A 9,925-nucleotide genomic window follows, 5' to 3' on the forward strand; every position below is an offset into this window, starting at 1 on the left:
GATAAAAATAAAGAAAACGATAATTTCTACATTATTTCAATAGAAATTATCGTTTTCTGTTTAGTCAGAGACATTTATGTCCCAGCCTGTTCTAATATTGTAATTCTATTTCTCAGTATTTACTTACTCGCTTTAAAAGCATTATCTATTTTTGTAAGTTGATCCACGAAATTATGAACTTCTTCCGTAGTAAATTTATCTCCCAAACGTTCCTTAACAGCTTCTGTCATAACAGAAGTTGCTTTTTTCAGAAACATTTCACCTTCATCACTCAAGGTAATTAATTTAATACGCTTATTACTAGAATGTGCACGTTGTACATAACCCATTTCTTCTAATTTAGCGATGCGCTTAGAGGCAGCTGTTTTAAATATATTCTGTAATTGTGCGAGCTCATTAATCGTCACTTTTCCTTCAGTCTTGATGATTCTCATGGCTTCAATCTGTTCTCGTGACAATAAATTACTTAGCCCTGTTTCTTTCACAATTTCAACAATTTCTTTATTCAAATACAACATGACAATCTGAAATTTAGTAATTGCTTCTTCTATCGTTCGATCTACACTTTCCAAAATGAGCACCTCCACTTTGCGCTTATTTAAACTCTAATGAGAAAGGAACCTTGTCTCTCTTATTAAACCATAGTAACACAAGGTATTGTAAAATAATCATTACTACAATAATACCTACTAATAATGCTACTACAAATCCAAAATCAAAGTGCCCAGCATGCGTAAATATTGCTTCTCTATATCCTTGAATGGCATAAGACATTGGTGAGAATGGGTGAATCCATCTAAAGAATTGTGCTGACAATTCAATCGGGAACATACCTTCACTCGAACTTAATTGTAAAATAAGTAAAACCATAGATATAAATAACCCAATTCTATCTAATAATAGACTTAAGAAAGTTGTGATTGTAATTGCCGCTATTGCCCATAGTAAACCTACAAGTATAAATTTACCGATATCATCAATTGACATATTAAGTGCAAAAATTGCCCAGCTACTCATTAACAGTGCAGACAGCGTCCCTTGCACAATGTAAAGAAGTAATTTACCAAAGACTTGTTTTAGCGATGTGATGTCATTACTTAGCATTTTTCTGAGTGGATAAATTGCACTAAATGAAACAGCACCTACAAATAAACTTACACTCGCCATGTATGGCACAATCGTTTCACCATATTTATCGGCTTTTGTAATATTATTTTCATTTATTTTCGTCACATTGTTTAAGGCTTTCTCGTTATCACCTTCAAATGCTACCCCTTTTTGTTGTTTGACTGACTTATCAATTTTATCTTTTAACTGATCGTTATTTTGTTTCAATTGATTTAAACCGTCTGTAACTTGCTGATTGCCTGATATTAGCTGCTGTGCTGGTTGTCCAACTGCTGGTGCTAATTGGTTTAATCCATCTGTCACTTGTTGGTTACCATCAATTAATTGTGACTCTGCATCTGACATTTGTCCTAAAGCTTTAGACGTATCTTGGAATCCTGACTGTGATTTCTTTCCACTTGCAAATAATTGATCTAAGTAGTTACTTCTAATATTGTCTTTTATTGAATTGGTAACCGTATCAATTGCTTTTTGTGCTGACTGGCTCCCTGTATAGCTAGAACCTGGATTAACTTGTGTTTCCAACTCTATTTTTTTAGGATTTTTATCTAATAATGTTGTCGCATTTTTGGACGCATCCTTAGGAATAATAATTGTACCAACACTTTCCCCTTTTTCTAATTGCTTATATGCTTCTTTTTCCGAAACATTTTGAAAATCAAATTTGTCGTTATCCTTTAATTTATCTACAACATCATTCCCAATTGTGACCTTTTCACCATTCAATTTTGCATTTTCATCTTGATTAACGATAGAAATTTTTAATTGGTCCGTTTTATCATATGGACTCCACATAGACCCAACAAATAATGCTACATATAATAGCGGAATTGCTGCAATTGCAATAAGTGCCACAATAAGCATTTTATTTCTAAAAATAAATTTAAATTCATTAAACATTTGACTCGACCTTTCTACTTTTTATATTGTACACCCTATGTACTGTTAGAGATTAAAAAATCTTTGCAATTGAAATCATCAGCCTTATCTTATTACTCATGCTTTTAGAATATTAATGCAAAGTTAATTTTAAAATAGTACACCCCTTATACAGTTTTATATCATACGCTTACCAAAACTAGTTGTCAATTCTGTAATTCAAAACATCAGAAATTCTAAAGTTTGAAATTCCATTTATACATATAATTAATTGTAAATGGAATACATAATAATTTCATAAAATAACTAATTTAGTGTATTGCGAACTAACAATAAAAAGCGTAATTTTATAATATGCATACATTCTAAAGGAGGACATCATGTTAAAAATAGAAAATCTATATAAACAGTTTAAAGGTTCGGACTTTAATATTATCGATGGCGTTTCTTTAAATATAAACAAAGGAGAAATTGTAGGTTTAATTGGTAAGAATGGTGCTGGTAAAACAACCCTTATGAAAATGATAGCAAAGACTAAAAGACCGACTTCTGGAACAATTACTTTGCACAATAATAATATTTTCCAAAATCACAATGTATTAAAAAATGTAGGTATCATGATTGATACGGTACATTTCAAACATTTTTCGGCAAGGCAAAATTTAATTTATTATTTAAAGGTTAATAATAAAACTCAATTTTTAAATAATATCGATAATATGCTAGAACTTGTAGGACTATCACATACACATAATAAGAAAATAAAAGATTTCTCTTTTGGTATGAAACAACGTTTATCTTTAGCTATGTGCTTGCTAGATGAACCTGAATTAGCAATCATGGATGAACCCTTTGTTGGTTTAGATCCAAACGGAGTCAAAACATTAATTCAATCTTTAAGAACTTGGGTTTCCCAAAAAGGAATAGCGCTACTTATTTCTAGTCATCAATTGAACGAGTTAGAAGAAGTTTGCGATAGATTTGCCTTTTGAAAAACGGAAAACTTACACCTATTGATTATAGCAAAGCACAATTCATTAAAGTCGTAGTTCAAGAATCTATATATCCTGAGCATCGTTCAGAACTATTAGCTTTATACTCAACAATCACAGATATAAAAGAAAACGAAGTTATTATTAACGAAAATTCTAATGAATATAATGATATCATCAAATATTTGGTTCAAGAATACACACTTGTAAGCTCTAGTAGCACACAAGATAATTTGTATCAGTACTTTGATGATTTAGAAAAGGAGTAACGAAATGCTAGTAAAAAATAATTTTTTAAATGTATCTTCTCGTACTTCAGCAATGATTTTTTATGCGATAGCCCTTTATCCATTTTTATATCTAATAACACTCATTCTTCCAACAAATTTTATGCAAATCGGTGGAGAAAGTAATGCTCTTTCGGGTTTAGAATTCTTTTATGGAGTTTTACTTGCACAATCGCAATTTGCAGTTCCTTTAATTTTAATGACCTATTTTGTTAGTTATCTTTTCTTCGAAGAATACGAATCCGGCAGACTCATTTTTTATAAGGATACAAGTCGTGCGTATCTCTATAATTCAAAATTAATTGTTTTACTAGCTATGTATGCTATATACTATTTAATTTTATTTATTTCATCTATACTTTTATATTTCACTTATATTCATAATTTTGATTATGCGTCTGGTTTGTTTTTATCAAATTCAACTGCAACCAATTTTAGTACATTGCTAAGTATTATAGGACTTTTTTGTATCACTTTAATTGCTATATGTTTTTCTATCATGTTATCCATGAAATTATCCACAGGATTTAATATTTTAGGTGTTATTGTATTACTCATGTTCATGGTCATATCACCTATGATTCATGGCTTAAAATACTTATTTCCAAATGGCTATGATGAAGCTTATAATCTAAATGACTTTTTTATTAAACTGTGTTTAATGTTGTTAACAACACTCATATATTCAGCTATTTGCTACTTCATCGGTCTTAAAATGTTTAAACGTTTAGAATATTAATCCTATTTATCATCTCTTCATAATTATAATGTAAAATTAAACAGCAAGGCTTCTAAACTTTATAGAAGCCTTGCTGTTTAGCTCTTGATTTATACTTTTCTGTAGCGTTTCAATCCAATGATATTAAGAACAGTGAATACGAAAATAAAGACGAAGAGAATACATATATCAAACCAAATGAATTCAAAGCCTTGTCCTTTAATCATAATATTTGTCAAAGCATCACCTGCATATCTTAAAGGAAATAAATAACCAATAACACTGACCCAATTTGCAATATTCTCTAAAGGTATAATACCTGAAAAGAAAACTTGAGGAATTGCAACGATTGGAATAAACTGTATCATTTGAAATTCAGAGTTCGCGAATGTCGATACGAATATCCCCATTGCTAAAGCAGCGAGTGCAATTAAAATGTTTATCAATAATACCCATCCAATATTACCTGCAACCTCAATATTTAAAATCAGAATCGCATAAAATACAATTAGCAATGTCTGTAAAATTGCAAACAAGCCGTAACCCGCTAAATATCCAAACACAATTTCACTGCGTTTCACTGAAGTCGCTAATAAACGTTCAAGTGTACCGTTCGTACGCTCTCTCAACAAACCAATGCCAGAAATCAGAAAAACAAAGAGGAATACGAAGAAGCCAATTAAAATTGGAAACATTTTATCAAAATAAGTGCTATCTACATCACCATATAAATAATGATTATCTAACTTTGTAGCATCATCCTGTTGTACTTGCCCTTGTTTCATATTTCCAGGTATCTTTTCAACAATTTTCATCATATCTTGCATTTTATTTTTTTGGATTGCACTACCAAGTAATTGCTTAGTTGAAGCTGTCTTATTCGGATCCTCGTTTGCATAGGTTACCTCTAATTCTGTCCCATTTTTTGAAATATAGCTATCCAAATTTGAATCTACAATAGTTTTATTTATTGAGTTTGCTGAATCTATTTTTTCAATATCTACCTTATCAGATGGCAAAGCATTTACAATTTTATTGGGCACATTGTCATCTATACCAATTTTCAAATTAGTTTCCGAATTGGTATCAAAGACGAAATAAAGCAAAGTTAATACTAAAATTGGTGCAAATAACATCAATGCCAGTGTTCTTTTATCTCGTAATAATTCTTTAATTACTCGTATAAAGACTGCTTTAAATCTCATGATTGTACCTCCGCTTCTGCTTTAATAAATACTTCTTCTATTGAATCTACCCCGAATTTAGCTTTCAGTTCTTGTGGTGTGCCCATTGTGAATAAGCGACCTTCAACAATAAGTGCAATATAATCACAACGTTCAGCTTCTCCCATCACATGTGTTGTCACAATGATTGATTTATTAGCTTCGGTTAATTGGTTCAATTGCTTCCAAATGTCTTTTCTCAGACTTGGATCAATACCGACTGTCGGCTCATCTAATATAATAAAATCAGGATTAGATAACAAAGTAATAGCTAATGATAATCTACGTTTCATACCACCAGAAAACGTATTAACAATATTGTCCAATTTGCTTTCCAAATTGACTAGTTGCATATTCTGCTCAATGGCTTGTTTTAAATCGTCTCCTTTTAATCCCATTAAATTTCCGAAAAAAACTAGATTTTCACGGGCAGTTAACGATTCATATAATGCGTCACTTTGTCCCATGTAACCTATTTCATTCAAAATTTTGCGATTAGGAATTTCAGTATTAAAGATTTGTGCATGACCACCATCTAACTTTTCCATGCCCATTAAACATTTAATTGTAGTTGTCTTACCTGAACCACTAGGGCCAATTAGTCCTAATATTTTTCCATAAGGTAGCTCGATTTCAATATTATCGAGTATTTTTTTCTTGCCGTAATATTTAGTTGCGCCTGTTAATTTTGCTACTAGTTCAGACATATTCTCCCTCCTATTAGACACAGTGTCAATTATCATTCATAATGCGATTATAACCCTCTATTTTTTAAAAGCAACGGGAAAATGATCGTTAATGAACATAATAAAAAATATGTCTAATAATATTTGGAGTGATAAGCTTGAAAGAAGAAATGATAACAGATGCACGTATACTCAAAACAAAAAGAAGTACCAGAAAAGCGTTACTTTCACTATTAAAAGTTAAAAAGTATGATGCTATATCAGTAAAAGATATTTGTGAAACTGCAAATATTAGTCGTGGTACCTTCTATTTACATTACAAAGATAAATTCGATTTAGTACAACAATATCAGTATGAAATCACAAAAGAAGGTAGTAAAAGGGTTAAAAATTTATTGTCTCATGAGCGACATTTATTGTATTATCATATGATTCATTTTTGGAGTAACGAAGCCGAGTTGCTATTACTACTTATTTCCAATAATGGTTCTCCAGATATTCAAAATCAATTAAAAAGAACATTGCAGTATAATGCTGAAAAAAATGTTTTCCCCTACATTAAGAAGTCTAACTTCACAGAAAAAGAAAAACATTATTTTGTGGTGTTTATCAGTAATGCTATTTTTGGAATTATTCAAGAGTGGGTAAATAATGGCCAACAGGAAACACCTGAAGAACTATCTGACATCATTAATACAATTATTCCTGATTCTTTATTAGGATAATGGTCATAATAAAGAATAAATCACATTATATACAAAACTTTACATACTTTTCAAAAACATGTCGCATCATATTTAAAAATTTACAAAAAATTAAAATAACTATTTATTTCCAATAATTCATATAAAAAACTATTATTACACTTAGGAATTAAAAATGATGAGTTAGGCATTTTTACTCAATTTATTAATTATTGAATGTATATTGTACTTAATAAATTAAAGCGAAAGTTTTAATTTTAAATTTCTAAAATAAAAGGAGTGTTTCACATGGCAGGAATCGTAGAAGCAATTAGTAACGCAGTAAACGCAGGTATCGCTCACGACTGCGCAACTATGGGTGTTAGTATCGCTGATGTTTTAGCTAAAGGTGTAGACTTTATTTTAGGTTTCTTTAAATAAATACGCACAAAACAGCCCCCTTCTATAACGCTCCATTCGGAGAATTGTATAGAACTGGGGGCTTTATTTATATTTATTAAGTAAATTTGTAGATATATGACAATAATCATTCGGAAAGCGAGATAATCTATCTTGATGTATGTCAGCACTTTTAACATAATTGGTTAATGGTAATATTTCTGTAGCAATCAAATGATGATTTTCAAATTTTTCAATGAATCGTTGTGCCTCTTTTAAATGTCTTGTGTCTACACTGTATAGTCCTGTTCTGTATTTTAAACCCACATCTTCTCCTTGTTTATTCACACTGTATGGATCTATAATCTCAAATAAGTAATACATTAAATCTGTAACTGTAACTATACTGGGATCAAATTCTGTTTTAACCACTTCAACATAGCCATCATAATCGCCTTCTAATGTATTAGTAGTACCATTAGCTCTTCCTGCTTCTGTGTGTATCACTCCTGGAAGTGTTTTTACAAATGCTTGAACACCCCATAAACATCCACCGGCTAAATACACAGTTTCCATATTTATGATTCACCTCTTAATAATGTTTTATTTTATTAATTATAGTGCTTTCAATCGTTTGTTTCCAAATATTACAAATAACTGTACCTTTCTATGAATCATTTTATATTCTGAAACTTAAAAATTGAATGTAGTTCTAAGACAAATTTTTTAGTACTATTCTACATATATATTTGTACGATACATGATTTTTATTAAATATATCTAAATTTATAAATTGAATAATATCCCTTTTTTGTTATAATGTAATAATGGTATTTTTGTGATTCGTATTAATAAATCAAACACACACTAACGCATATGATATATACATTGGTATGAAAAATATATTTAAAAGGAGAGTAATTTATGGATTATAGAGTATTATTGTATTACAAATATACAACGATTGAAGACCCCGAATTATTTGCTACTGCGCATTTAGATTTTTGTAAAGATTTAGAACTTAAAGGACGTATTCTCGTATCTACGGAAGGCATCAATGGCACAGTTTCTGGTACTGTCGAAGCGACTGATAAATATATGGAAGCTTTAAAAAATGACGCGAGATTCCAAGGCATTACTTTCAAAATAGATGAAGCTGAAGGGCATGCATTCAAAAAAATGCATGTACGTCCTAGACAAGAAATTGTTGCATTAGACCTTGAAGATGACGTTAACCCAAGAGAGCTTACTGGTAACTACTTATCACCAAAAGAATTTAGAGAAGCTTTATTATCAGACGATACAGTCGTTATTGATGCAAGAAATGACTATGAATATGACTTAGGGCATTTCCGTGGTGCTGTTCGTCCTGATATTACAAGATTCAGAGACTTACCTGATTGGATTAAAGAAAATAAAGACCAATTTATGGATAAGAAAATCGTTACTTACTGTACTGGTGGTATTCGCTGTGAAAAATTCTCAGGTTACCTTTTAAAAGAAGGATTCGAAGATGTAAGTCAACTTGAAGGTGGTATTGCAACATACGGCAAAGATCCTGAAACAAAAGGTGAATTCTGGGATGGAAAAATGTATGTGTTTGATGAACGTATAAGCGTTGAAGTCAATCACGTAGATAAAACAGTGGTCGGTAAAGAATGGTTTGATGCTACGCCATGTGAACGTTATATCAACTGTAGCAATCCTGAATGTAACAAACAGATTCTTGTATCAGAAGAAAATGAAGCTCGTTATTTAGGTGCATGCTCACATGAATGTGCAGCACATGAAAATAACCGTTATGTAAAAAAACATAACATTAGTGATGAAGAAAAAGCGAAACGCTTAGAAAACTTCAAAGAATTAGTAAAATAAGTATAATAAATGCCTCTACTATTGAAATTTAGCAGAGGCGTTTTTTTATTGAAAAATATTTAAATCTTTAAGCGCATTTTTTAAATTAATTTCGTCCCATGGCATATACTCAGCTACCGTGAATCCAACCACATCATTATTTTGTGAAATACCTGTAAGAATCTCATTTAAACGTGACAGTGACATTTGACCTGAAGCTGCTGGAAATGACTCAACATTAGGCTCGGCAAAATAAGTTGAACGAAATTCGTTAGGATTTAATACATCAATATCAAAGTGAATTGCAATTTTGGTAAAGTTATTATCATCTATCCATCGCTGTATTTCTTCATAATTGTAACTATCTGTACCTTGAACTTTATAGTCGAATTTTAAATTTTCAAGATTTTCTGCTTCAAAATCTAATAACTTTTGAAGTCCGACATATAAGAACTGATTGGTCGTCAACGGCTTGTTCATCAAGTTTGATAACTCACTATCTCCTTCTCCCAATAAATTTGCCACAACCATCGCATGTTCATTTGTGAAATCTTTTGGATACGATATATCTGGATGCGTATCAATCCAAATGACCCCAAATTCATCGCCATATTTCTCATTTAAGTAATCGAACGGCGCTTGCGACACCATGCAATTACCACCTAATGTGATTACTTTTTCTGGTTGCTCTGTTTTCAAAATTGCTCGTGCTTGTTTTACATTATCTATAATTTGAGACTGACCGTAGACTCCATTTTCTAACTCTAGAGCATTTTCATTAGGTGCTGCTACGTCAATTTTAAATTCTTGTTGATTATTGTTATTCGGCAATAACCAACTCAATAAATGAGCTCCGTGATAATAAGCCTCTCTCCCGCCACCTTGCCAGTCTGGTGCAATAAGTCTAATCGTACGATTCATAAAAAATCCCTCCATAGATTTATTCATTTCTATATTTATTGTAATTCAAATTAGCTTTTTTTGTTTGACGGATTGTAATATTAAGTGCAACACTCTTAAAATTTCATAAAAAAAATGCCCATAAACGGCACTCTATTGTAAGATGTTAATAACCA

At 31.1% G+C, this 9,925-nt stretch carries 12 protein-coding genes; 6 read left to right on the forward strand and 6 right to left on the reverse strand.

Features of this window, described 5'->3' with window-relative positions; genetic code table 11:
- Positions 1 to 119 precede the first annotated feature (119 nt).
- Positions 120 to 572 (reverse strand): MarR family winged helix-turn-helix transcriptional regulator, encoded by a 453-nt coding sequence (locus ACSULM_RS12105; protein ID WP_436855980.1) that lies wholly within the window; start codon positions 570 to 572, stop codon positions 120 to 122.
- A 22-nt stretch (positions 573 to 594) separates the two neighbouring features.
- Positions 595 to 2,028, reverse strand: a complete 1,434-nt coding sequence (locus tag ACSULM_RS12110; protein WP_436855981.1) for a YhgE/Pip domain-containing protein — start codon at positions 2,026 to 2,028, stop codon at positions 595 to 597.
- 359 nt (positions 2,029 to 2,387) lie between these two features.
- Between ACSULM_RS12110 and ACSULM_RS12115 the strand changes: the two genes are divergently transcribed.
- The 3 genes from ACSULM_RS12115 to ACSULM_RS12125 are packed head-to-tail and all read left to right on the forward strand — an operon-like array spanning position 2,388 to position 4,025.
- On the forward strand, positions 2,388 to 2,999 hold the full coding sequence (locus tag ACSULM_RS12115) for an ABC transporter ATP-binding protein (protein ID WP_436863039.1): 612 nt from the start codon (positions 2,388 to 2,390) through the stop codon (positions 2,997 to 2,999).
- Complete coding sequence (locus ACSULM_RS12120; RefSeq protein WP_436863041.1) at positions 2,996 to 3,268, forward strand: hypothetical protein; 273 nt, start codon at positions 2,996 to 2,998, stop codon at positions 3,266 to 3,268. Before ACSULM_RS12115 ends, ACSULM_RS12120 begins: the two co-directional genes overlap by 4 nt.
- 4 nt (positions 3,269 to 3,272) lie before the next feature.
- Entirely contained in the window at positions 3,273 to 4,025 is a 753-nt protein-coding gene (locus ACSULM_RS12125; RefSeq protein WP_436863044.1) for an amino acid transporter, read from the forward strand.
- A gap of 89 nt (positions 4,026 to 4,114) precedes the next feature.
- On the opposite strand, the gene ACSULM_RS12130 is transcribed toward ACSULM_RS12125, so the two are convergent.
- Together ACSULM_RS12130 and ACSULM_RS12135 are read right to left on the reverse strand one after the other, a co-directional pair.
- Entirely contained in the window at positions 4,115 to 5,209 is a 1,095-nt protein-coding gene (locus tag ACSULM_RS12130) for an ABC transporter permease (RefSeq protein WP_436863045.1), read from the reverse strand.
- Positions 5,206 to 5,934, reverse strand: a complete 729-nt coding sequence (locus tag ACSULM_RS12135) for an ABC transporter ATP-binding protein (RefSeq protein WP_436863047.1) — start codon at positions 5,932 to 5,934, stop codon at positions 5,206 to 5,208. Before ACSULM_RS12135 ends, ACSULM_RS12130 begins: the two co-directional genes overlap by 4 nt.
- Positions 5,935 to 6,062: 128 nt before the next feature.
- Here ACSULM_RS12135 and ACSULM_RS12140 point away from each other — a divergent pair, with 128 nt between their 5' ends.
- Both ACSULM_RS12140 and ACSULM_RS12145 read left to right on the forward strand, forming a co-directional pair.
- Positions 6,063 to 6,638 (forward strand): TetR/AcrR family transcriptional regulator, encoded by a 576-nt coding sequence (locus ACSULM_RS12140; RefSeq protein WP_436863049.1) that lies wholly within the window; start codon positions 6,063 to 6,065, stop codon positions 6,636 to 6,638.
- A gap of 267 nt (positions 6,639 to 6,905) precedes the next feature.
- Positions 6,906 to 7,037, forward strand: coding sequence for a beta-class phenol-soluble modulin (locus ACSULM_RS12145; RefSeq protein ID WP_436863052.1), 132 nt, complete (start codon positions 6,906 to 6,908; stop codon positions 7,035 to 7,037).
- Positions 7,038 to 7,100: 63 nt separating this feature from the next.
- Here the strand turns inward: ACSULM_RS12145 and ACSULM_RS12150 are convergent, their stop codons facing one another.
- The gene (locus ACSULM_RS12150; RefSeq protein ID WP_436863054.1) at positions 7,101 to 7,571 is read right to left on the reverse strand and encodes a peptide-methionine (S)-S-oxide reductase; all 471 of its coding nucleotides are present in this window, start codon (positions 7,569 to 7,571) and stop codon (positions 7,101 to 7,103) included.
- A 348-nt stretch (positions 7,572 to 7,919) separates the two neighbouring features.
- Between ACSULM_RS12150 and trhO the strand changes: the two genes are divergently transcribed.
- Positions 7,920 to 8,870 carry an oxygen-dependent tRNA uridine(34) hydroxylase TrhO gene (gene trhO, locus ACSULM_RS12155; protein ID WP_436863055.1) on the forward strand — a complete coding sequence of 317 codons (951 nt, stop codon included), beginning with the start codon at positions 7,920 to 7,922 and terminating at the stop codon, positions 8,868 to 8,870.
- 45 nt (positions 8,871 to 8,915) lie between these two features.
- On the opposite strand, the gene ACSULM_RS12160 is transcribed toward trhO, so the two are convergent.
- A complete protein-coding gene (locus ACSULM_RS12160; protein WP_436863057.1) occupies positions 8,916 to 9,770 on the reverse strand; it encodes an arginase family protein in 855 nt (284 codons plus the stop codon).
- Positions 9,771 to 9,925: the final 155 nt, after the last annotated feature.

The sequence above is a fragment of the Staphylococcus caeli genome, assembly GCF_051413795.1.
In the GTDB taxonomy this organism is placed as follows: domain Bacteria; phylum Bacillota; class Bacilli; order Staphylococcales; family Staphylococcaceae; genus Staphylococcus; species Staphylococcus caeli_A.